Here is a 21,841-nt window from a genome sequence, read left to right on the forward strand (position 1 = left end):
AGCCCTGTGGATAACTCTGGGCTCACCGCCGGAACGGTCCGGGTGACCACCGCAGTTACGTCTGCACGAGCATCATCACGATCGTGCATCGGCCACGTCTGCAACTTGCGTCACCATGCGCACATCACATTGCATGACCGATGTAATCGTTTCCATGCGCAGCGCGGCACCCCTGAGTGCCCTGCGTCCGGAGGCACTCGCCCCCCTCTCCCCAGCTTGGAAAAGCACGGCAATGGCAGGCATCAAGGACGTCGCGGCACGCGCAGGCGTCTCCGTCGCCACGGTCTCGCGCGTCCTCAACGACCACAGCGGAGTCCGTGAGGAGACCCGCGCCCGGGTGCTGACCGCCGTCTCCGAACTGAGCTACCGGCCCAACACCCTGGCCCGGTCACTGCGCACCGACCAGACCCGCACCCTCGGGCTGGTCATCAGCGACGTACTGAATCCCTTCTTCACCGAACTGGCCCGCGCGGTCGAGGACGCGGCCCGCGAGGGCGGCTACAGCGTGATCATCGGCAACGCCGACGAGCAGCTCACGCTCCAGGACCACCATGTGCGCACCCTGCTGGACCGCCGGATCGACGGGCTGCTCGTCTCCCCCGCCGACGGCGACTCCGTCGCGCTGCGGGAGGCCGCGCTGCTGGGCATCCCCATGGTGTTCGTCGACCGGTGGATCGCGGGTCTGGACGTACCGCTGGTGCGCGCCGACGGGCGACCCGCCGTTCGCGATCTCGTCGCTCATCTGTACGCGCTCGGACACCGCAGGCTGTCCATCATCACCGGGCCCGTCGCGAGCACGACCAGCAACGAACGGGTCCGCGCCTTCCGTTCGGCGCTGCACGAGTACGGCCTGCCGCTGCCCGACGCCTACATCGGACAGGGCGACTTCCAGACGGCGAGCGGACGGCGGGCCACCGAGAAGTTCTTCGCGCTGCCCGAGCCGCCCGACGCCATCTTCGCGACGGACAACCTGATGGCGCTGGGCGTCATGGAGCAGCTGCGCACGCTGGGCCTGCGGGTGCCGTACGACGTGTCGTTGGCCGCCTTCGACGACATCCCCTGGTTCCTGCACACCGACCCCCCGATCACCGCCATAGCCCAGCCCACCCAGGAGCTGGGCCACCGCGCGGTCGCCGCGCTGACCGACCTGGTGGAGGGCAGGAGCGCCGGTTCCGTCACGCTCTCCGCCCACCTCATAGCGCGCCGCTCCTGCGGCGAAGACGAAAGGACGCGTCGTTGACCACCCCAGACCCGCCCCCGGCACGGGAACTGCTGCGCACGGAGGGCATCCGCAAGACGTTTCCCGGCGTGGTCGCCCTCGACGGTGTCGACTTCGACCTGCGCGCCGGTGAAGTGCACGTCCTGCTGGGCGAGAACGGCGCCGGCAAGAGCACACTGATCAAGGTGCTCTCCGGTACCTACCGCGCGGACGCGGGGCGGGTGCTGCGTGAGGGCAAGGCGGTGCGCATCTCCGGCGCGGAGGCGGCCGAGAAGCTCGGCATCGCCACCATCCACCAGGAGTTCAACCTGGTGCCGCATCTTTCCATCGCGGAGAACATCTTCCTGGGCCGGCAGCCGCGCCGGCTGGGTCTGGTGAACCGCACCAAGATGGAGGCCGACGCGCAGGTGCTGCTGGACCGGGTCGGTGTCACCGCGCCCCCGCGCACCCCGGTCGGCAAGCTGGGCATCGCCGGGCGGCAGATGGTCGAGATCGCCAAGGCACTCAGCCTGCGCACCCGCGTCCTGATCATGGACGAGCCGACCGCCGTGCTCACCGCAGAGGAGGTCGGCCGCCTCTTCGGCATCGTCCGCAAGCTGCGGGCCGAGGGCGTGGGCATCGTCTTCATCACCCACCACCTGGAGGAGATCCCGGCCATCGGCGACCGGGTCACCGTGCTGCGCGACGGCCGCAGTGTCGGCCAGGTCCCGGCCGACACTCCGCAGGAGGAGCTGGTGCGGCTGATGGTGGGCCGCAGTATCGAGCAGCAGTACCCGCGCGAGACCGTGGCTGCGCAGCAGGCCGCCGCCTCGGCCGCACCGCTGCTGCGGGTGACCGGGCTGCGCAAGCAGGGCGTCTTCGAGGACATCAACTTCGAGGTGCGCGCCGGTGAGGTCGTCGGCATCGCCGGGCTGGTCGGCGCGGGCCGTACCGAGGTGGTACGCGCGGTCTTCGGCGCCGACGGCTACGACGCCGGCCGCGTCGAGGTGGCGGGCAAGCAGCTGCGCGGCGGCGATGTGTGGGCCTCGCACGCGGCGGGGCTCGGGCTGGTCCCCGAGGACCGCAAGGGGCAGGGCCTGCTGCCGGACGCCTCGGTCTCCGAGAACCTGGGCCTGGTCACCCTGCGCGAGGCGAGCACAGCGGGTCTGGTCAACCGCGCCGGGCAGCGCAAGGCGGCCTCCCGGATCGCCGACCGGCTCGGCGTCCGGATGGCCGGACTCGACCAGCACGTACGCACCCTCTCCGGTGGCAACCAGCAGAAGGTCGTGATCGGCAAGTGGCTGCTCGCCAACAGCCGCGTGCTGATCCTCGATGAGCCCACCCGCGGCATCGACGTGGGCGCCAAGGTCGAGATCTACCAGCTCATCAACGAGCTGACGGCCTCCGGCCACGCGGTACTGATGATCTCCAGCGACCTCCCCGAGGTGCTGGGCATGAGCGATCGGATCCTGGTGATGTCCCAGGGCCGGATCGCCGGTGAACTGACCGCGCGGGAAGCGACCCAGGACGCCGTCATGGCCCTGGCCGTCGGCACCTCCGCGCCAGGAACGAGCGAGATGGAGGATTCTCCCCGTGGCCATTGACACGCAGCCGGGTCACCGCCTGGACAAGCGCCCCGGCGGCAGCGGGCCGCCGAACCTCGTACGCCGCGTCCTGCTGGACAACGGTGCGCTGAGTGCGCTCATCGTGCTGATCGTGCTGCTGGCGATCATGTCGGGCGACTTCTTCACCACGACGAACCTGCTGAACGTCGGCGTGCAGGCGGCCGTGACGGCGATCCTCGCCTTCGGCGTCACCTTCGCCATCGTCTCCGGCGGTATCGACCTGTCGGTCGGCTCGGTGGCGGCCTTCTCCGGGGTGATGCTCGGCTGGTTCACCACAACTCAGGGCATGCCGGTCTATCTGGGCGTCGTCCTCGCCATCCTCTCCGGCACCGCATGCGGGCTGTTGAACGGTGTGCTGATCTCCTACGGCAAGCTGCCGCCGTTCATCGCGACCCTGGCGATGCTGTCGGCGGCGCGCGGTCTGGCACAGGTCGTCTCCGAGGGCAACCCGGTGCTGCTGCCCGACTCCCTCTCCTGGATCGGCAAGACGATCGGCGAGTGGCTGCCCGTGCCGGTCATCGTGATGATCGTGATGGGCCTGCTGGCGGCGCTGGTGCTCAACCGCACCTACAGCGGCCGGTCGATGTACGCGATCGGCGGCAACGAGGAAGCCGCGCACCTGTCCGGTATCCGGGTCCGTCGCCAGAAGCTGGTGATCTACACCCTGGTGGGCACCTTCGCCGCCATCGCCGGAATCGTCCTGGCCTCCCGGCTCGCCTCCGCACAGCCGACGGCCGCCAATGGTTACGAACTGGACGCGATTGCCGCCGTCGTGATTGGCGGGGCCAGTCTTGCGGGAGGTGTCGGCAAGGCTTCCGGAACGCTGATCGGCGCGCTTATCCTCGCTGTTCTGCGCAATGGCCTCAACCTTCTCGATGTTTCCGCTTTCTGGCAGCAGGTGGTCATTGGGGTAGTTATTGCGCTTGCGGTGCTCCTCGATACACTGCGTCGCCGCGCATGATCTTTGCGCGACGGGGGAGCTCGCGTAGTTCATCCACCGACTGCAAGGAATGCAGCAATGAGCAAGAGAACGAACACGTCTGTCGTCATCGTGGCAACGGCAGTCGCACTGACGGCAACGGCCTGTGGCTCCGGCAACGGTTCGAGCGGCGGTAAGGACAAGCCCAAGATCGGCTTTGCCATATCCGCTCTCAACCAGCCCTTCATGGTCGAGATGAAGAAGGGTGCCGAGGAGGAGGCCAAGGCGCAGGGCGCGGAAATCAGCGTCCAGAACGCCTCGGACGACGCTTCCCAGCAGGCGAACCAGGTGCAGAACTTCACCTCGCAGCAGGTGAAGTCGATCATTATCAACCCTGTCGACTCCGATGCCGCGGCCCCTTCCGTCAAGGCCGCGAACAATGCCAACATTCCGGTCATCGCCGCCGACCGCAGCGTCAACAAGGCCGATGTGAAGGCAACGGTCGCCTCCGACAACATCGCGGGCGGCAAGCAGGCTGCCAAGGAGATCGCCGACCAGCTCGGCGGCAAGGGCGAAGTCCTCCACCTTCAGGGGCAGACCGGCACCTCCGCCTCCCGCGAGCGCGGCAAGGGCTTCACCGAGGGCCTCAAGAAGTACCCCGGCATCAAGGTCGTCACCAAGCAGCCCGCGGACTTCCAGCGGACCAAGGGCCTGGACGTGACCACCAACGCGATGCAGTCGCACCCGGAGATCGACGCGGTCTTCGCGGAGAACGACGAGATGGCGCTCGGCGCGGTCAAGGCGCTCGGCTCCAAGGCCGGCAAGAGCGTCAAGATCGTCGGCTTCGACGGCACCCCCGACGCGATGAAGGCCATCAAGAAGGGCACCATCAACGCGACGGTCGCCCAGCAGCCGGACGAGCTCGGCAAGATGGCCGTCCGCAACGCCATGCGCGTCGTCGACGGCTCCACCGTCGACAAGCAGATCAAGGTTCCGGTGAAGGTCGTCACCAAGAAGAACGTCGACCGGTTCTCCTGACCGGGAGCCGCACGGACGACAGGCTGAACGGCCCGTCGCGGGCAGGGCTGCCCGCGTGGGAACCCGTGTGGGCAGCCGTGCCCGCACGGGACGAGAAGGAGCACCCCGGATGCACGGATACGACCTGCTGGTCGTAGGTTCCGCCAACGCCGACCTGGTCATCGGTCTCGACCGCCGACCGGGCCCCGGCGAGACGGTGCTCGGGTCGGATCTGGTGATCCACCCGGGCGGCAAAGGCGCGAACCAGGCGGCGGCAGCCGCCCGGCTCGGCGCCCGCACCACGCTGCTGGCGCGCGTCGGCGACGACGCGTACGGCCGGATGCTGGCCGAGGCACAGCGTGCGGCGGGCGCCGCGCCGGCGGGGCTCCTCGTCGGTACGACGGACACCCCCGGCACGGTGGGCAAGGACGGCGCCGCACAGGACGCCGGAGAGGGCAGGGGCGCACCGACCGGCGTCGCCCTCATCACCGTCGATGCCGCCGGTGACAACAGCATCGTCGTCTCCCCCGGTGCCAACGCCCGGCTCACGCCGGACGACGTGGCGGCGGCACGGGACCTCTTCGAGGCTGCTGCCGTTGTCTCCCTCCAGCTGGAGATCCCCCTGGAGACGGTCGCCGCGGCGGCACGATCGGCCGGGGAACACGGTGCTCGGCTGGTGCTCAACCCCTCGCCCCCCGCCCGCCTGCCCGAGGACGTACTGGCCCTGTGCGACCCGCTGGTCGTCAACGAGCACGAAGCGCGGCTGCTGCTGGACGACGGGCAGTCGCTGAGTACCGATCCCGAGGAGTGGGCGACCGCGCTTCTCGCACTGGGCCCGCGCAGCGTCGTGGTCACCCTGGGAGCCGAGGGTGCGCTGGTGGCCGGGCCCGGAGTGGGCACCGAGGCCACGGACGGGATCGGCATGGTGCGCGTACCCAGCCCGCGCGTGCGGGCCGTGGACACCACCGGAGCGGGCGACGCCTTCACCGGTGCGCTCGGCTGGCGGCTGGGCCGCGGTGACGGGCTGGAGGAGGCCGTGCGCTACGCAGTACGCGTCGGCGCCCTCGCGGTCACCCGCCCGGGCGCGCAGGAGTCCTACCCCAGCGCGGAGGAGCTCCAAGCCGCCGGGCAGGAGAGAGCGGCCGACGGCCAGGAGAGAGCCGAATGAAGAAGTCCGGGATACTCAACCGCCATCTCAGCGGCGCCCTGGCGCAACTCGGGCACACCGACCTGGTGGTGGTGTGCGATGTCGGACTCCCCATCCCCGCGGGGCCCGCAGTGGTCGACCTCGCCTTCCGCGCGGGAGTGCCCTCCTTCGCCGAGGTGCTCACCGGACTGCTGGAGGAGTTGGAGGTCGAAGGCGCGATCGCCGCAACAGAGGTACGGCAGGCCAACCCGGAGTGCGGTGCCCTGCTGGACCGTCACTTCCCGGGCCTCCAACTGGTGCCGCACGAAGAACTGAAGACACTGACCCGGCAGGCCCGACTGGTGGTGCGCACGGGCGAGGCCAGACCGTACGCGAACGTGGCGCTGCGCTGCGGAGTGCCGTTCTGACAGCAGCTGCGCCGCAAAAGCTTCGAAGGGCCCGGTCCGTGGACCGGGCCCTTCGTATCCCCCCTCGGTCTCCCGTTTCTTCCCCCAGGGAGCGCCGATACAGGTTTGACCCACCACTGATCGAAAGGGTTGCACACCACTGGGTGACTTTTTTCGCGTCCCTTATGGAGCCGTGGTTCGCGGCTCTACAGGACGTGCTGGAGGTACCTCGCCGCCGTCTCCCGCAGCACCTCGGCGCCGTCCCGCTCCCACAGCGCCGGGTTGAAGATCTCCACCTCGACGGGGCCCCGGTAGCCGGCCGCATCCGTCCATGTGCGAAAGGCCCGCAGGTCGACCGCGCCGTCCCCCAACTGGCCCCGTCCCAGCAGTACGCCCTCGGGCAGCGGCGTGACCCAGTCGGCGAGCTGGAACAGGGCGATCCGGCCCTGCTCGCCCGCCCGCGCGATCTGCTGCGGCACCCGCTCGTCCCACCACAGGTGGTAGGTGTCCACCACCACCCCCACCTCGTCGGCGGGAAACGCTTCGGCAAGTTCGAGGGCCTGGCCGAGCGTGGAGACCACGCACCGGTCGGAGGCGTACATCGGGTGCAGCGGCTCGACGGCCATCCGTACGCCGCGCTCCCGCGCGTAGGGGGCGAGTTCCGCGAGCGCGTCGGCGATCCGCTCACGGGCCGCCGCCAGATCCCGCTCACCGTCCTGCAGGCCGCCCGAAACGAGCACCAGGACGCCGGTGCCGAGCTCGGCCGCCTCGTCGAGGGCTGCCCGGTTGTCGTCCAGCGCTGCACGGCGCGCCCCCGGCTCCCGTGCCGTGAAGAAGCCGCCCCGGCAGAGCGAGGTGACGGCCAGTCCGTGCTGGCGCATGAGGCGGGCTGCGGCAGCGGGTCCGTAAGCGCGCACCGGATCACGCCACAGTCCGACGCCCCCGATACCCAGTTCGGCGGTCTGCCGGGCCAGTTCCGGCAGGGACAGCTGGCGGACGGTCTCCTGGTTGACCGAGAACCTGGCCAGGCTCTGCCCGGGCTGTCGGGGGCTCACTGGGCCACTCCCTGGACGGCGAGCAGCTGTTTCATCCGGTGCTCGGCACGCTCCGGGTCGGGGAAGAGGCCCAGGGAGTCGGCGAGTTCGTAGGCGCGTGCCAGGTGCGGCAGGGAGCGGGCCGACTGGAGTCCGCCGACCATGGTGAAGTGCTCCTGGTGTCCGGCCAGCCACGCGAGCAGCACCACACCGGTCTTGTAGTAGCGGGTGGGCTGCTGGAAGAGGTGGCGAGCCAAGGGGACGGTCGGGTCGAGCACCGCCCGGAACGCAGCGGTGTCACCGGAGTCCAGCAGCCGTACGGCGTGCGCGGCAAGCGGGGCCAGCGGATCGAAGACGCCCAGCAGCGCGTCGCTGTGGCCCGCCTCGTCGCCCTCGATCAGCTGCGGGTAGTGGAAGTCGTCACCGGTATAGCAGGTGACGTTCTGCGGAAGCCGCCGCCGCAGCGCCACTTCGCGGTCGGCGTCGAGCAGCGAAACCTTCACCCCGTCCACGCGTTCGGGGTGCTCCGCGATGATGCGCAGGAAGTTGTCGGTGGCCTCGTCCAGCTCGCCGCTGCCCCAGTAGCCCTCCAACGCGGGGTCGAACATGGGGCCAAGCCAGTGCAGGACGACAGGGCGGCTCGCCTGCCGCAACAGGGTGCCGTAAACGCGCTCGTAGTCCTCGGGACCGCGCGCGACAGCGGCCAGGGCGCGGGAGGCCATCAGGACGGCCTGCGCACCGGTGTCCTCGGTGAGCGCCAGCTGCTCCTCGTAGGCGGCGGTGATCGCGGTCAGGGCCTTCTCCGGAGCCGCTGCCGGGCCGGCTCCGTGCGGCCTCAGCTGGTCGGTGCCCACACCGCAGGCGAGCCGCCCGCCGACCGCCTTCGCCTCGGCGGCCGAGCGCCTGATCAGCTCGGCCGCACCCGCCCAGTCCAGGCCCATGCCGCGCTGCGCGGTGTCCATCGCCTCGGCCACGCCCAGCCCGTGCTCCCACAGATGGCGGCGGAAGGCGAGCGTGGCGTCCCAGTCGAGCACTGCCGGACCGTCGGGCGAGGTCTCGGCCAGCGGGTCGGCCACCACATGCGCGGCGGCGAAGACGGTACGCGAGACGAGCGGCAGCCCCGCACCTGTGCCGCCGCCACGGTGGCCGCGTACGGCTTCGGCGGGTGTGCGGCGCGGCTCGTGGGCCCGGGTCCCTCCGGTGGCCGGGTCGGGCAGCCGGATCACAGTGCCAGCTCCGGGACCTCGCAGCGGCGGCCCTCGGCCGCCGACTTGAGGGCGAGTTCGGCCAACTGCACCCCGCGTGCCCCGGCGAGCAGATCCCACGGGTAGGGCTGGTCACCGTCCGGCTCGGCGACGTGGCGCAGGAACAGCTCCCACTGCGCCTTGAAGCCGTTGGTGTCCTCGTCGCCGTCGTTGTCGGGCACCTCCTGCCACTGGTCGCGGAAGCGCTCGGTGGCGGGCAGGTCGGGGTTCCACACCGGTTTCGGGGTGCCTGCACGGTGCTGGAAGCGGCAGCCGCGCAGCCCGGCGACGGCCGAGCCCTCGGTGCCGTCCACCTGGAACTCGACCAGCTCGTCCCGGTGCACCCGTACCGCCCAGGAGGAGTTGATCTGTGCGACGGCACCGCCCTCCAGGGTGAAGATGCCGTACGCGGCGTCGTCCGCCGTCGCCTCGTACGGCTCTCCCCGCTCGTCCCAGCGGTGCGGGATGTGGGTGGTGGCGTGCGCCTGGACCGAGGTGACGCGGCCGAAGAGATTGTGCAGCACGTACTCCCAGTGCGGGAACATGTCGCTGACGATGCCGCCGCCGTCCTCCGCGCGGTAGTTCCAGGAGGGGCGCTGGGCGCTCTGCCAGTCGCCCTCGAACACCCAGTAGCCGAACTCGCCCCGCACCGACAGCACCCGGCCGAAGAAGCCGCTCCCGGCCAGCCGTGCCAGCTTGCGCAGTCCGGGCAGGAAGAGCTTGTCCTGGACGACGCCGTGTTTGATCCCCGCCCGGGACGCCGCCCTGGCCAGCTCCAGGGCGCCGTCCAGCGAGGTGGCCGTGGGCTTCTCCGCGTAGATGTGCTTGCCGGCCGCGATGGCCTTCTTGAGGGCTTCCTGGCGCGCCGAGGTGACCTGTGCGTCGAAGTAGATGTCGATGCTGTCGTCGGCCAGCACCGCGTCCAGGTCGGTGGAGACGGCCTCCGGGTCCAGCCCGTACTCGTGCGCCAGGGCGCGCAGCGCGTGCTCCCTGCGGCCCACCAGGACCGGTTCGGGCCACAGCGTCTCGCCGCCGCCGAGGTCGATGCCGCCTTCCTCGCGCAGCGCGAGGATGGAGCGTACGAGGTGCTGGCGGTGTCCCATCCGGCCGGTGACGCCATTCATGGCGATCCGGACTGTCCTGCGTGGCACGTGTGCTCGTCTCCCTGCTGTCGCCGGTGGTAAGCGGGATAGCAAGCGCGCAGTAAGCGCTTTCTACCGCCTCACCGTAGACGCACGGGAAAGCTCGCACAAGGGACTTGTCACCCGGTGCGGCGGCGCTGGCGCACGTGGGAACATGTCCTCGAACGGGACGAGGCGGAGGAACGGATGGCAGTGACCCTGGCGGACGTCGCCGCACGCGCGGGTGTCTCGTCCGCGACCGTCTCCCGCGTGTTGAACAGCAACTATCCGGTCGCCGACACCACCAGGAACCGCGTACTGCGTGCCGTGGACGAGCTGGAGTACGTGGTCAACGGTCCCGCCAGCGCGCTGGCCGCCGCCAGCTCCGACCTGCTGGGCATCCTCGTCAACGACATCGCAGACCCGTTCTTCGGCATCATCGCCGGCGCCGTACAGGGCGCACTGGAGGGCCGGCAGTGCACAGCCCAGGGCGGGCCGGAGGGCCTGCAGGGCGGACCGGTCCCGCAGAAGCTCGCCGTGGTCTGCAACACGGGCGGCTCGCCCGAGCGGGAGCTCACCTACCTCACGCTGCTGCAACGCCAGCGCGCCGCAGCGATCGTGCTGACCGGCGGCGCCGTGGAGGACCCGGAGCACAGTGCCGCACTGGCCACCCGGCTGCGCCGGCTGGCCGCGGGCGGCACCCGGATCGTGCTGTGCGGCAGGCCGCCGCTGGAGGGGACGGGGACGGAACAGGGGGCCGGGCCCGGCACCTCGCAGCGCGCCCCGCACAGTGCCGCTGAACACGCGCAGGGCGGCGCATCCGGCACCGTCCTGACAGTCGCCTTCGACAACCGCGGCGGAGCACACGCGCTGACCGCACATCTGCTGACGCTGGGCCACCGGCACGTCGGCTATGTCGCGGGCCCGCCCGAGCGCACCACCACCCGGCACCGGCTGGAGGGCCACCGCGCCGCGCTGGCCGCGCACGGCGGCCTCGACACGGAGCAGGCCGAGCGGCTGACCGTCCACGGCGGCGGCTACGACCGCTCCTGCGGCTACGAGGGCGCCCGCGAACTGCTGCGCAGAGCACCCGAGACGACCGCCGTACTGGCCGCCAACGACACCGTCGCGCTCGGCGTCTGTGCGGCACTTCGCGACATGGGGCTGCGGGTGCCCCAAGACGTGTCGGTGGCGGGCTTCGACGACCTGCCCTTCAGCGCCGACGCCTCCCCCTCGCTGACCACCGTACGGCTGCCGCTGCACGAGGCGGGCGCCCGCGCCGGCCGGCTCGCGCTGGGCACGCTGCCGCCCCCGCCGGGCGGGGTGACGACCGTGAGCCACGAACTGGTGGTCCGCGCCTCCACGGCGCCGCCGCGCACCGGAGATTGAGCGCCCGCGCCGGCAGCCCGGTGTGGCCGACACGTGCTGTCGGCACCTTGCCGGACGGAGGGGCATCTGATCGGGTGAGCGCATGCGACTCGCGTTCTCCACTCTCGGCGTCCCCGGCATGCCCGTCCCCGAAGTGCTGCGCATGGCCGCACGCTCGGGCTTCCACGGGGTCGAACTGCGCGGCCACCCGGAGGAACCGGTGCACCCCGGGCTCGACCGGAACGAGCGGCAGCGCGTGGTGCAGCAGTTCGCCGAGGCGGACATCGCACTGCTGAGCGTGGCCGGATACCCGCGGATGGCCGAGAGCGGCGACGACACTCCCGTACTCGGCGAAGTGCGCGCGCTGTTGGAGCTGGCACACGACCTGGGCGCACCGTACGCCCGGGTCTTCCCGGGCGGCGGCCCCGACCTCGCGGAGGGCGACGCGACAGCCGTACGGCGGCTGAGGGAGGCTGCTGTGATCGCGGCCGACCTGGGCGTGCGGGTGCTGCTGGAGACGCACGACTCGCACAGCACGGGCGCCGACGCGGCGCGCGTGCTGCGCGAGGTGGACCACCCGGGTGCGGGCGCCCTGTGGGACGTGATGCACACCTGGCGCGGCGGTGAGGACCCGGAGGAGACGTACCGGCTGCTCGGCCCGTATCTGGGCTACGTACAGGTGAAGGACATCGCCTCCCGGGAGGACACCACCCCGCTGCCGCCCGGCGAGGGCGTACTGCCTCTCACGGACATTGCGGAACTGCTCACCCGTGCAACGGACGCCGAGACGCCCGCCCCCGGGGAGGGGACGGGCGTCGAGTGGCTGTGCTGGGAGTACGAGAAGCGCTGGTACCCCGAGGTCCGTGAGCTGCCCGCGCTGCTGCCACAGGTCCGTGAGCATCTGCTGGGCCTGCTGGCCGACGCGGCCTAGCGCACGCGGACTGTCACACGAACCGGTGGGCGCGGACCGTCAGGGACGGAGCTGCAGCGCGTTCTTCTGCGGCTTGTCCAGCTGCTTGTCGTAGGCCGTGAGCCGCTTGGGCTTCTTGTCCGGGTCGACCTCGAGGCCGGCGAACTTCATCACCATGCGGGTGGCGGCTGCCCGGTCGTCCTCCTTGAGCGTGGCGATCTTCGCTCCGTGGTGCTGCCCGGGTGCCGTGTAGACGGCGGTGTCCTTGGTGTGCTTGCCGGGACGGAACGGCTCGGCGGCCCAGGGGTCGTTCTCGCCGTAGACGTAGAGCATCTGCGAGGAGCTGTTGCGCACCCAGCGGTCGATGTCACGCATTGCCTTGTCGTGCTTGTTGAACTCCATCGGGATGCTGCGCGGCACATAGGTGCGCGGCACGTTCAGGCCCGGGTACTTGCGCACGTCGTCGAGGAGCGGCTCCTCGTAGTCGGGCGATCCCATCTGGGTGCCCGCCTGGTAGTAGTACGGGGTGTACGGCAACATGCCCTGATCGGTGCCGGCCTCCCAGCCGCCGATCTCGTTCGCCCACTTGTAGAGCGCGTCCGTCGAGGCGTCGGTGGCGGGCACCTTGTCGCACTCGCTCTCCAGGTGGTACTGCCAGAAGCCCCAGACGAGGTCCTGCGCGACCAGCTCGAACGCCTTGTCGGCGCTGCTGGCCAGTTCGAAGGTGTAGTCGTTCTCCTTGGCCCACGCCTTGATGCGCGAGACCATCTCGCCGCGCCGCTCGAAGATCTCGTGCTGCGCGCCGTTCAGCCGGTCGCGGCACTCCTTGGAGCTCACGTTCTTGAAGAACTTGTAGTACGCGGAGTCCTCGTCGTTGCGGGCGTCGTTCGGGGCGACGTAGGGGACGGTGCCGTCCATGTCGTTCGGGTAGAAGCGGCGGTAGTAGGTCGCCGTCATTCCGCCCTTGCTGCCGCCGGTCGCGATCCAGTTCTTGTTGTAGATCCGCTTGAGCGCCTTGTGGATGCGGTGCTGGTCGCTGGCGGCCTGCCAGATGGTCAGCTTCGACCAGTCGGCGGGCTGCGGCCGGGAGGGGGTGAAGAAGCGGTACTCCATGGAGACCTGGTTGCCGTCCGTCAGCTGCGTCGGCTCACTGCGGCTGGGCTTGGTGTTGAGGTCGTAGCCGCTGGTGAAGAAGACCGTAGGACGGTTGGTGTCCTTGTGCAGGATGGAAATGCGCTGTTTGAAGGTGCCCTTGCCGGGGTGCCGATGGTCCACCGGCTGTTCGTAGTTGAGCAGGAAGAAGCGGTACCCGTCGACGGGCTTCTCCTCGATCAGGCTCATCCCGGGCACCGCGAGGATGCGGTCCTTGATATCCGTATCTGCTGCGGTACCGGCCGCGGTGGCGGCCCCCGCCGTTGCGCTGCCCACGCTGAAGGTGCCTATAAGCACCACCAAAGAGAGCAGCCATCTGAGCGTTTTACGCATTCACCCTCCCCTTACTTCGCCAAAAGTCGTCGAGAACCTATCGGCGCGGGACCGGCTCCGCCAGACCCTGGCAACCGCCAGGCGTACGGAATACGGAAGAGCGCACACCGCTCAGCGGTGCCGACAGCGCTGTCGGTGGCCGGGTCTACGCTGCCGTCATGACTGATCCCGCCACCCCGCCGACGCCCGCCCCGCTGGCCACGGGCCCGCGCGGGATGCGGCTGCTCTCCTTCCACCGCGAAGAGGAGGACGCCCGCTTCCCCGACGCGCCCGTGGGCTATGTCCTGCTGGCCGTGCGGCACGCGGACCGGCTGCTGATGGTCCATGTGCGCGACCGCGCCTGCTGGGAGCTGCCCGGCGGCGGCATCGAGGAGGGCGAGAGCCCCCGCCAGGCGGCAGCACGCGAACTGCGCGAGGAGACCTGCCAGCTGGTCGACCCGAGAGCACTGCGCTTCGTCGGCTTCGCCCGCACCGCTCTGGGACCTGAGCAACGGGTGCTCTACGGCGCCGTCTACACCGGCGAGCTGACCGAAGTGCTGCCCTTCACCCCGACCGACGAGATTTCCGCCATCCACTGGCGCGCAGGTGAGGAACCGTTGCCCTACGGCGAGGTGCAGACAGTGGACGAATATGTGGTGGGTCTCTGCGGCAACTGAGGCGTACCGTCGGCGCATGCCTCAGCCACACGGTTTCGCCTACGAGCAACGCGAGGGCGCGGCGGCCGTGGTGATCACCCACCACGGCCGCCCGGTCACCACGCTGCGCGGATCCCGCGCCGAGCGCTTCCTCCAGGAGGTCGCCGCGGGGGATGCCCAACTGGTCATGGCCCGCTGGACGGGCAACTACAAGCGCGGCAACGAGCGTGCGGCGCGGGGGCATCCGCGGAATCGCGGGCGCTAGCCGTGTCCGGCGGATCCGGCCCCGCCCCTCCGTTGGTCCGGTAAGGGGCTGCCCCTGTCCGAAGCACGCGGACAGGGGGTGCTCCCCCAAGCTCTTCGAGCAGGGAGGTACCCCCATGGATGATCGCGCAGTTCCCCGCGCCCCTTCGGGGCGCGTCCTACCCAGCCGGGGACAAACCCTGGCCGCGGCTCAGTGGGCCCCCGCGGGCTCCCCCGCGAAGGTGCGCCACAGCTCCGCGTAGCGTCCGCCGCGTGCTACCAGCTCCTCGTGCGTGCCGTCCTCGACGATGCGCCCGTGGTCGAGGACGACCACCCGGTCGGCGCGCGCGGCGGTCGTCAGCCGGTGCGCCACCACCAGCGTGGTGCGCGACCCGGCCAGCCGGTCGGTGGCCTGGTTGACCAGCGACTCGGTCGCCAGGTCGAGCGCCGCCGTCGCCTCGTCCAGCAGCAGGATCGCCGGGTCCACCAGTTCGGCCCTGGCCAGCGCGATCAACTGCCGCTGTCCGGCGGACAGATTGCGGCCCCGCTCGTCCACCTCGTGCAGATAGCCGCCCGACAAGGAGGCGATCATGTCGTGCGCGCCGACCGCCCGTGCCGCCGCCTCCACCTCGGCGTCCGTCGCGTCCATCCGGCCGTAGGCGATGGCGTCCCGTACGGTGCCCGGGAAGAGGTAGGGCTCCTGGGGCACCACCCCGAGCCGGTGCCGGTAGCCCGTCAGGTCGATGTCGCGCAGATCGTGGCCGTCGACCAGGACGGCGCCCCCGCTCGGGTCGTAGAACCGGGCGACGAGCTTGACCAGGGTGGACTTGCCCGCGCCGGTCTCCCCCACGAAGGCGACGGTCTGCCCGGCCGGAATGGTCAGCCGGACGCCCGAGAGCGCCTCCTCGCCCTCCTGCGCACCGGCCGGGTCGGCGGTGGCGTAGCGGAAGTGCACGTCCTGGAACTCGATCCGGCCGCGCAGTGCCGTCAGTTCGCGCGGAGACGCCGCCGGGGGCGTGCTGCTCTCCTCGCGCAGCAGCTCCTGGATGCGGCGCAGCGAGACGGCCGCCTGCTGGTATCCGTCGAAGACCTGCGAGAGCTGCTGCACCGGTGCGAAGAACAGCTCGATGTAGAGCAGGTAGGCCACCAGCGCGCCCGCCGTCAGCGTGTTGTTCTCGATCCGTCCCGCGCCGACGACCAGCACCGCTGCCGTTGCCACGGAGGCGAGGAGCTGAACGAAGGGGAAGTAGACGGATATCAGCCACTGGCCGCGCACCCGCGCCCGGCGGTAGCCGTCGCTGCGCCGCTCGAACTGTTCGGCGCCGCGCTCCTCGCCCCGGAACGCCTGCACCATCCGCAGCCCGGCCACCGACTCCTGAAGGTCCGCGTTGACCACGCTCACCCGCTCGCGGGCCAGTTCGTACGCCTTGACGCTCTGCCTGCGGAAGAAGACCGTCCCGACGACCAGCAGCGGCAGCGTCGCGAAGACGACCAGGGCCAGCTGTACGTCGAGCACCAGCAGCGCGCCGAGGATGCCGAGGAAGGTGAAGAGCGAGACGACGGCGGTGACGAGACCGGTCTGCAGGAACGTGGACAGCGCGTCCACGTCGGTCGTCATACGGGTCATCACGGCACCCGCCAAGTGCCGTTCGTAGTAGTCAAGTCCGAGCCGCTGCAACTGCGCGAAAATCTTCACCCGCAGGGCGTACAGCACCCGCTCTCCGGTGCGTCCGGTCAGCAGCAGTGAGCCGATCTGTGCGGCCCACTGGGCGACGACCACGGCCAGCGCCAGTCCGGAGGCGAACCAGACGGCGCCCAGCGCGCCCTTCTCCACACCGTCGTCGATGCCGTGCCGGATCAGCACGGGCAGCAGCAGCCCGAACCCGGCGTCCAGTGCGGCAAAGACGAGGGAGACCAGCAGGGCGGCGCCGAAGCCGCGCAGCAGGCGGCGCAGCCCGTAGGAGTCCTCCCGCCGCTCGGCGCGCTCCTCGTCCACGTCCGGGGTGTCGTCGGCGGGCGGCAGGGCGGCCACTCTGGCGAGCAGTTCGGGGCTGCCGGGCAGCCCCGCGAGTTCGGCTCCGAAGGTACCGGGCCGTCCGGCCTGCGCGGCGGCGGTGCCGGTGCTGCCCGCCGAGGCCGCACCGTCCGCTGCCGGCTCCTGCTCGCGCACCCACAGTTCGGGCGTCACCCCGTCGACGGTCTCGTGTGCGTCGTGCACCGCCATACCGGCCGGGTCGCGCTCCACATCGCCGAGTTCGTCCGGGTCGGTCAGCAGCCGTCGGTAGAGGGCGCAGCGCTCGGTCAGTTCCGCATGGGTGCCCATGTCGGCCAGCCGCCCGCCCTCCAGCACCGCGATGCGGTCGGCCAGCGCCAGGGTGGACTGCCGGTGGGCGATCAGCAGCGTGGTGCGGCCCGCCATGACCTCGCGCAGCGCCTCGTGTATCTCGTGCTCCACGCGGGCGTCCACGGCCGAGGTGGCGTCGTCCAGGAGCAGCAGCCGCGGGTCGGTCAGCAGGGCGCGGGCGAGCGCGATGCGCTGCCGCTGTCCGCCGGAGAGGGTCAGTCCCTGCTCGCCGACGGCGGTCTCGTAGCCGTCGGGCAGCTCCTGGATGAAGCGGTCGGCCTGCGCGGCCCGGGCGGCGGCGCGGATCTCCTCGTCGGTGGCGTCGGGGGCGCCGTAGGCGATGTTCTCCCGGAGGGAGGAGGAGAACAGGAACGGGTTCTCGGGTACGAGGCCGATGGCGGAGCGCAGGGAGTCCAGCGTCAGCTCCCGCACGTCCTGGCCGCCGACGCGCACCGCTCCGCCCGTCACGTCGTAGTAGCGCGGCAGCAGCATGGAGACGGTGGACTTGCCGCTGCCGCTGGCGCCCACCAGAGCGACCGTCTCACCGGGCTCGATGCGCAGGCTGAAGCCGTCCAGCACCGGGTTGTCCGGTGCGTAGCCGAAGGTGACGTCCTCGAACTCGACGGAAGCGTCGGCGGACTTCGGGAGGGCACGCGCATGCGGGCTCTCGGCCATCTGCGGTTCGGTGTCGATCAGGTCGTAGACCCGCTCGACACCTGCCCGTGCCTGCTGTCCAACGGTGAGCATCATGGCCAGCATCCGGACGGGGCCCACCAGCTGCGCCAGGTAGGTGGAGAAGGCGACGAAGGTGCCCAGGGTGATCTCCCCGCGGGTGGCCATCCAGCCGCCGAGCGCCAGCATGCCGACCTGCCCGAGGGAGGGCACTGTCTGAAGGGCCGGGGTGTAGCGCGCGTTGAGTCGTACGGTGCGCAGCCGCCCGGCGAACAGCTTCCGGCTGATGGTCCGCAGCTTTCCGGTCTCCTGCGCTTCCTGCCCGAACCCTTTCACCACGCGGACGCCGGTGACCGATCCGTCCACTACGGAGGCGACCGCACCGGCCTGCTGCTGCGCGTACCAGGTCGCCGGGAAGAGGCGCTTGCGGCTGAGGTCGGCGACCCACCACAGCAGCGGGAAGACGGCCACCGAGACCAGGGTCAGCAGCGGCGAGAGGACGAACATCACGACGAGCGCCACCAGGAACAGCAGCACGTTGCCGATCATCATGGGCAGCATGAACAACAGGCTCTGCACCAGCTGGAGATCGCTGGTGCCGCGCCCGACGACCTGCCCGGTGGACAGCTCGTCCTGACTGCGCCCGTCCAGCCTCACGATCGAGCGGTACATCTCGGTCCGCAGGTCGTGCTGGACGTCCAGCGCGAGCCGTCCGCCGTAGTAGCGGCGCGCGTAGGTCAGTACGTAGATGACGGCAGCGGCGGCGATGAGCAGCCCGATCCACGTCCACAGGCTGCCCTTCCCGCCGACGACCACGTCATCGATGATGATCTTGGTCAGCAGCGGAACGAGTGCCATGACGGCCATGCCGCCCAGCGAGGCGCCCAGCGCGAGCACGACCGCGCGTCGGTACCGCCAGCAGTACCCGGCCAGCCGCCGCGCCCAGCCCCGCGCATCCGCACTCTCCTTCGTCACGACGTCCCCAGTCCCTTCGCTTCGGGCCCTTCCCGGCCTTCCCTGCGGAAAGCCCAACAGCAAAGGATCGGATTTTCATCCCGGGCTGCCCAGGGGCGGGATGAGCGCACAGGGGGCAGAAGGAGAGCGCACGGGGCGGGAGGAGAGCGCCGGAAGGGGAGAGGAAATGCCGGGGGCGGCGAGGAGCGACAGGGGCCGGGGAGGAAAGGGTGACCGAAGGCGGCCCGGTGAGCCCTTGGCTCTTCCGAGGCCGCCCCGGCCACCGACGGCGCGTCCCTGGGTGCGCGCGGGCCGGCACCCCCCACGAGGCCAGCTCCGCAATCGCTCCGCGCCGTCTTCCCGCGGGATCGCTTGTGCAGTCTGTCGAGAACTTCCACGGAATGCACATCGACCGATCAAATTTAGTAACGTCCCGTATTAAACCAGTGGCGTTCCGTGACTGAGCGGGCGTTTTGCCGTGTACCGTCAAGCCCATCACGACCTGCATCGTTCGGGACGCCGAACGCGGCCAATTCCCCCCACGGGTACAGGACAGGGGCAGAACGCGCACGGGGCACCGGAAGGACACGGTCCCCAAACACGGCCGGAACCCGCTCATCCAGGCCGCCTGAACAGCCCCCTCGTCAGCCGCGAGCTGCCGCGATCTGCCGTGTCATCAGCGTCGTCAGCTCGTACGCCGTGTGCGAGGCGGCCACAGAAGTGATCTCCGCGTGGTCGTAAGCGGGCGCGACCTCCACCAGATCGGCAGAGATCAGATTGCAGTCGGACAGGCCGCGCAGGATCTCCAGCAGTTCCCGCGAGGTGAGTCCGCCCGCCTCCGGAGTGCCTGTACCCGGCGCGTGCGCGGGGTCGAGCACATCGATGTCCACCGAGACGTAGAGCGGGCGGTTGCCGATGCGCTGCCGCAGCTGGTCGGTCACCTCGTCCACGCCCCGCCGCATCACATCGGCTGAGGTGACGATGCCGAAGCCCATCTTGGCGTCGTCGTCCAGGTCGCGCTTTCCGTACAGCGGTCCCCTGGTGCCCACATGGGAGAGCGCCGAGGTGTCCAGCAGCCCCTCCTCGACCGCGCGCCGGAACGGGGTGCCGTGGGTGTAGGCGGCGCCGAAGTAGGTGTCCCAGGTGTCCAGGTGCGCATCGAAGTGCAGCAGTGCCACGGGGCCGTGCTTACGGGCCATCGCGCGCAGCAGCGGCAGCGCGATGGTGTGGTCGCCGCCGAGCGTCATCAGCCGGGCGCCGGTCTCCAGGAGGGAGCCGGCCGCCTCCTCCACCGTCTCGACGGCTTCATTGATGTCGAACGGGTTGACTGCGATGTCCCCGGCGTCCGCGACCTGCGCCAGCGCGAAGGGCGCGGCGTCCTGCGCCGGGTTGTAGGGCCGCAGCAGCCGCGACGCCTCCCGGACGGCGTTCCCGCCGAAGCGGGCGCCGGGGCGGTAGGAGACGCCGGTGTCGAACGGGACGCCCACCACGGCGACGTCGGCCCGGCCGCCCGTCTCGTCGATCCGCGGCAGCCTCGCGAAGGTGGCGGGGCCCGCGTAGCGGGGCACCCGGGAGGAGTCGACGGGGCCACGGGGCGTCGGAACGCTGTCGGAGGGATGAATTTCGCTGCTGGTCATACCGTCGAGCGTAGGCGGAACGGGCTCGTCCGCCGTTGGACGGTCCGCAGGGGCGTACCGCCGCCTTTTGGACACTCCGTCCATCCAGCAGCCGTACAAGCCACAATGGCTACATGTCACAGCCTCTCTTGCCCGTGTCGCTGCCCCTGCCGCTTCCGGAAGCGCCCTCCCGTGACGAGCTGACCAGCCACTTGGTGCGCACCCGGATCGCGGGGGACGTCGCCACGCCGCGGGAGAACAACCTGTCCCACTACCGCAAGCTCGCCAACGGCGACCGCCACTACTGGCTCGGCCTGGAGCTGGGCGACCGGTGGGCGGACGAGCAGGACGTGCTGGCGGTGATGGCCGAGCGGTGCGGCGTCAACGACGACCCGGACTACCGCACGGGCCAGGACACCATCGACCCGGAGCTGACCGTGGCGGCGCTCGACCGGGCAGCCGCCGAGCTGCGCAAGGCGGCCGAGGGGCGCAGCCGGGTGCTGTTCGCCACCGGTCACCCGGGGGCGCTGCTCGACATGCACGGCACCCTCGCCACCGCGCTGCGTTCGGCCGGGTGCGACATCGTCCGCACTCCGCTGAACGTCTTCGCGGACGAGGGCGTCATCGTGCAGTTCCAGGGGGTCGCCGTCTACGAGCGGGGCGCCTCCCTGTGGCACACCCACTCCCCCGAGCCGATGGCGGGTGTGCTGCACGCTCTGGAGCAGGCCGGAGAGCCGCTGCCCGACCTGGTGGTGGCCGACCACGGCTGGGCGGGCCGCGCGGCGCAGCACGGACTGACCGCTGTCGGGTTCGCCGACTGCAACGACCCCGCGCTCTTCCTGGGCGAGGCGGAGGGCACCCTGGAGGTCACCGTGCCCCTGGACGACCATGTGGTCGACCCGCGCTTCTACGAGCCGATGACGGCCTACCTGCTGGCTGCCGCGGGGCTGACCGGCTGACCGCCGCTCTCCCCCCGCGGCGCTCGGACAACGCCCTCCTGGATGACGGAGACGACCAGCCGGCCGTCCCGGGTGAAGATCCGCCCACTCGCGAGCCCTCTGCCGCCCTGTGCCGTGGGTGACTGCTGGTCGTAGAGCAGCCACTCGTCGGCGCGGAACGGACGGTGGAACCACATGGCGTGGTCCAGGCTGGCCCCGACCACATCGCCGACCGCCCAGCCGCCCCTGCCGTGCGCGAGCAGCACGGAGTCCAGCAGCGTCATGTCCGAGACGTAGGTCGCCAGGCAGATGTGCAGCATCGGGTCGTCCAGCTCGCCGTCCAGCTTCCCGTTGGTGCGGAACCACACCTGGGAGCGAGGCTCACCCGGCCTGCCCACCCTGCCGAACGGCGGCTCCTCGACGTACCGCAGATCCACCGCGGCCCGCGCCCGCAGCAGCCGCTCGGGCACCTGGGGGTCGGCGAACAGCTCCCGGTAGCGCGGCAGGATCTCCTCCGCGGTCGGCAGCGTCTCCGGGTCGGGCGCCTGGGGCATCGGCTCCTGGTGCTCCATCCCTTCCTCGTACACCTGGAACGAGGCGGACAGATGGAAGATCGGCTGCCCGTGCTGTACGGCCACCACCCGGCGCGTGGTGAAGGACCGCCCGTCGCGTATCCGGTCCACCGTGTAGACGATGTGCGCCCCCGGGTCGCCGGGACGCAGGAAGTACGCGTGCAGGGAGTGCGGCAGCCGCCCGGCGGGAACGGTGCGGCAGGCGGCGACGAGTGCCTGGGCCGCGACCTGCCCGCCGAAGACCCGGGGGACGACGGCGGGACGGCTGCTGCCGCGGAAGATGTCCTGTTCGACGCGCTCCAGGTCGAGCAGGGCGAGCAGGGACGTCAGTTCTTGGCTCATGTTCCTGATTCTGCCGAGGGGGGCTGCGGCGCGGTCCCGCCGCTCACCGGCCCGTGGTCCGGCACGGTCGC

Annotated in this window: 16 protein-coding genes and 1 pseudogene; 10 read left to right on the forward strand and 7 right to left on the reverse strand. The window is 70.7% G+C overall.

The window, feature by feature from the left end; translation table 11 throughout:
- Positions 1–232 precede the first annotated feature (232 nt).
- The 5 genes and pseudogenes from ACTWQF_RS15450 (at position 233) to rbsD (ending at position 6,313) form a co-directional block, all read left to right on the forward strand.
- The gene (locus tag ACTWQF_RS15450) at positions 233–1,240 is read left to right on the forward strand and encodes a LacI family DNA-binding transcriptional regulator (protein WP_443279959.1); all 1,008 of its coding nucleotides are present in this window, start codon (positions 233–235) and stop codon (positions 1,238–1,240) included.
- On the forward strand, positions 1,237–2,802 hold the full coding sequence (locus ACTWQF_RS15455) for a sugar ABC transporter ATP-binding protein (RefSeq protein ID WP_443279960.1): 1,566 nt from the start codon (positions 1,237–1,239) through the stop codon (positions 2,800–2,802). Before ACTWQF_RS15450 ends, ACTWQF_RS15455 begins: the two co-directional genes overlap by 4 nt.
- A pseudogene (locus ACTWQF_RS15460) lies at positions 2,792–4,780 on the forward strand (ABC transporter permease/substrate-binding protein). The gene ACTWQF_RS15455 and the pseudogene ACTWQF_RS15460 overlap by 11 nt, the downstream one beginning before the upstream one ends.
- 109 nt (positions 4,781–4,889) lie before the next feature.
- On the forward strand, positions 4,890–5,927 hold the full coding sequence (locus ACTWQF_RS15465; protein ID WP_443279961.1) for a ribokinase: 1,038 nt from the start codon (positions 4,890–4,892) through the stop codon (positions 5,925–5,927).
- Positions 5,924–6,313 carry a D-ribose pyranase gene (rbsD, locus tag ACTWQF_RS15470; RefSeq protein WP_443279962.1) on the forward strand — a complete coding sequence of 130 codons (390 nt, stop codon included), beginning with the start codon at positions 5,924–5,926 and terminating at the stop codon, positions 6,311–6,313. The genes ACTWQF_RS15465 and rbsD overlap by 4 nt, the downstream gene beginning before the upstream one ends.
- A gap of 185 nt (positions 6,314–6,498) precedes the next feature.
- Here rbsD and ACTWQF_RS15475 read toward each other — a convergent pair whose 3' ends face one another.
- From ACTWQF_RS15475 to ACTWQF_RS15485, 3 genes are read right to left on the reverse strand one after another with little or no spacing between them, the layout of a single operon-like run.
- The gene (locus ACTWQF_RS15475; protein ID WP_443279963.1) at positions 6,499–7,347 is read right to left on the reverse strand and encodes a sugar phosphate isomerase/epimerase family protein; all 849 of its coding nucleotides are present in this window, start codon (positions 7,345–7,347) and stop codon (positions 6,499–6,501) included.
- Positions 7,344–8,552, reverse strand: coding sequence for a dihydrodipicolinate synthase family protein (locus ACTWQF_RS15480; RefSeq protein WP_443279964.1), 1,209 nt, complete (start codon positions 8,550–8,552; stop codon positions 7,344–7,346). The genes ACTWQF_RS15475 and ACTWQF_RS15480 overlap by 4 nt, the downstream gene beginning before the upstream one ends.
- Complete coding sequence (locus ACTWQF_RS15485) at positions 8,549–9,721, reverse strand: Gfo/Idh/MocA family protein (RefSeq protein WP_443279965.1); 1,173 nt, start codon at positions 9,719–9,721, stop codon at positions 8,549–8,551. The genes ACTWQF_RS15480 and ACTWQF_RS15485 overlap by 4 nt, the downstream gene beginning before the upstream one ends.
- 177 nt (positions 9,722–9,898) lie before the next feature.
- On the opposite strand from ACTWQF_RS15485, the gene ACTWQF_RS15490 reads away from it, so the two are divergent.
- A complete protein-coding gene (locus ACTWQF_RS15490; RefSeq protein ID WP_443279966.1) occupies positions 9,899–11,080 on the forward strand; it encodes a LacI family DNA-binding transcriptional regulator in 1,182 nt (393 codons plus the stop codon).
- Positions 11,081–11,162: 82 nt separating this feature from the next.
- Complete coding sequence (locus ACTWQF_RS15495) at positions 11,163–11,990, forward strand: sugar phosphate isomerase/epimerase family protein (RefSeq protein ID WP_443279967.1); 828 nt, start codon at positions 11,163–11,165, stop codon at positions 11,988–11,990.
- Positions 11,991–12,029: 39 nt separating this feature from the next.
- Here ACTWQF_RS15495 and ACTWQF_RS15500 read toward each other — a convergent pair whose 3' ends face one another.
- Entirely contained in the window at positions 12,030–13,454 is a 1,425-nt protein-coding gene (locus ACTWQF_RS15500) for a S28 family serine protease (RefSeq protein WP_443279968.1), read from the reverse strand.
- A 158-nt stretch (positions 13,455–13,612) separates the two neighbouring features.
- On the opposite strand from ACTWQF_RS15500, the gene ACTWQF_RS15505 reads away from it, so the two are divergent.
- Together ACTWQF_RS15505 and ACTWQF_RS15510 are read left to right on the forward strand one after the other, a co-directional pair.
- Positions 13,613–14,110, forward strand: a complete 498-nt coding sequence (locus ACTWQF_RS15505) for an NUDIX hydrolase (RefSeq protein ID WP_443279969.1) — start codon at positions 13,613–13,615, stop codon at positions 14,108–14,110.
- A 16-nt stretch (positions 14,111–14,126) separates the two neighbouring features.
- Positions 14,127–14,354, forward strand: a complete 228-nt coding sequence (locus tag ACTWQF_RS15510) for a hypothetical protein (RefSeq protein ID WP_443279970.1) — start codon at positions 14,127–14,129, stop codon at positions 14,352–14,354.
- A 189-nt stretch (positions 14,355–14,543) separates the two neighbouring features.
- On the opposite strand, the gene ACTWQF_RS15515 is transcribed toward ACTWQF_RS15510, so the two are convergent.
- Complete coding sequence (locus ACTWQF_RS15515; RefSeq protein WP_443279971.1) at positions 14,544–18,323, reverse strand: ABC transporter ATP-binding protein; 3,780 nt, start codon at positions 18,321–18,323, stop codon at positions 14,544–14,546.
- 623 nt (positions 18,324–18,946) lie between these two features.
- Positions 18,947–19,939 carry an agmatinase gene (gene speB, locus ACTWQF_RS15520; protein ID WP_443246141.1) on the reverse strand — a complete coding sequence of 331 codons (993 nt, stop codon included), beginning with the start codon at positions 19,937–19,939 and terminating at the stop codon, positions 18,947–18,949.
- 113 nt (positions 19,940–20,052) lie between these two features.
- Here speB and ACTWQF_RS15525 point away from each other — a divergent pair, with 113 nt between their 5' ends.
- The gene (locus ACTWQF_RS15525; protein ID WP_443279972.1) at positions 20,053–20,877 is read left to right on the forward strand and encodes a phosphatase; all 825 of its coding nucleotides are present in this window, start codon (positions 20,053–20,055) and stop codon (positions 20,875–20,877) included.
- Here ACTWQF_RS15525 and tesB read toward each other — a convergent pair.
- A complete protein-coding gene (gene tesB / locus ACTWQF_RS15530) occupies positions 20,844–21,770 on the reverse strand; it encodes an acyl-CoA thioesterase II (RefSeq protein ID WP_443279973.1) in 927 nt (308 codons plus the stop codon). The genes ACTWQF_RS15525 and tesB overlap by 34 nt on opposite strands.
- Between the last annotated feature and the right edge of the window lie 71 nt (positions 21,771–21,841).

Source organism: Streptomyces sp. 8N114 (assembly GCF_052245835.1).
Taxonomy (GTDB): domain Bacteria; phylum Actinomycetota; class Actinomycetes; order Streptomycetales; family Streptomycetaceae; genus Streptomyces.

Excerpts from the sequence above, each read along its gene's own strand:
- ACTWQF_RS15450 (WP_443279959.1), top strand. The coding sequence starts at position 233 with ATGGCAGGCATCAAGGACGTCGCGGCACGCGCAGGCGTCTCCGTCGCC.
- ACTWQF_RS15465 (WP_443279961.1), top strand. The coding sequence starts at position 4,890 with ATGCACGGATACGACCTGCTGGTCGTAGGTTCCGCCAACGCCGACCTG.
- rbsD (WP_443279962.1), top strand. The coding sequence starts at position 5,924 with ATGAAGAAGTCCGGGATACTCAACCGCCATCTCAGCGGCGCCCTGGCG.
- ACTWQF_RS15490 (WP_443279966.1), top strand. The coding sequence starts at position 9,899 with ATGGCAGTGACCCTGGCGGACGTCGCCGCACGCGCGGGTGTCTCGTCC.
- ACTWQF_RS15495 (WP_443279967.1), top strand. The coding sequence starts at position 11,163 with ATGCGACTCGCGTTCTCCACTCTCGGCGTCCCCGGCATGCCCGTCCCC.
- ACTWQF_RS15500 (WP_443279968.1), bottom strand. The coding sequence starts at position 13,454 with ATGCGTAAAACGCTCAGATGGCTGCTCTCTTTGGTGGTGCTTATAGGC.
- ACTWQF_RS15505 (WP_443279969.1), top strand. The coding sequence starts at position 13,613 with ATGACTGATCCCGCCACCCCGCCGACGCCCGCCCCGCTGGCCACGGGC.
- ACTWQF_RS15510 (WP_443279970.1), top strand. The coding sequence starts at position 14,127 with ATGCCTCAGCCACACGGTTTCGCCTACGAGCAACGCGAGGGCGCGGCG.
- speB (WP_443246141.1), bottom strand. The coding sequence starts at position 19,939 with ATGACCAGCAGCGAAATTCATCCCTCCGACAGCGTTCCGACGCCCCGT.
- ACTWQF_RS15525 (WP_443279972.1), top strand. The coding sequence starts at position 20,053 with ATGTCACAGCCTCTCTTGCCCGTGTCGCTGCCCCTGCCGCTTCCGGAA.
- tesB (WP_443279973.1), bottom strand. The coding sequence starts at position 21,770 with ATGAGCCAAGAACTGACGTCCCTGCTCGCCCTGCTCGACCTGGAGCGC.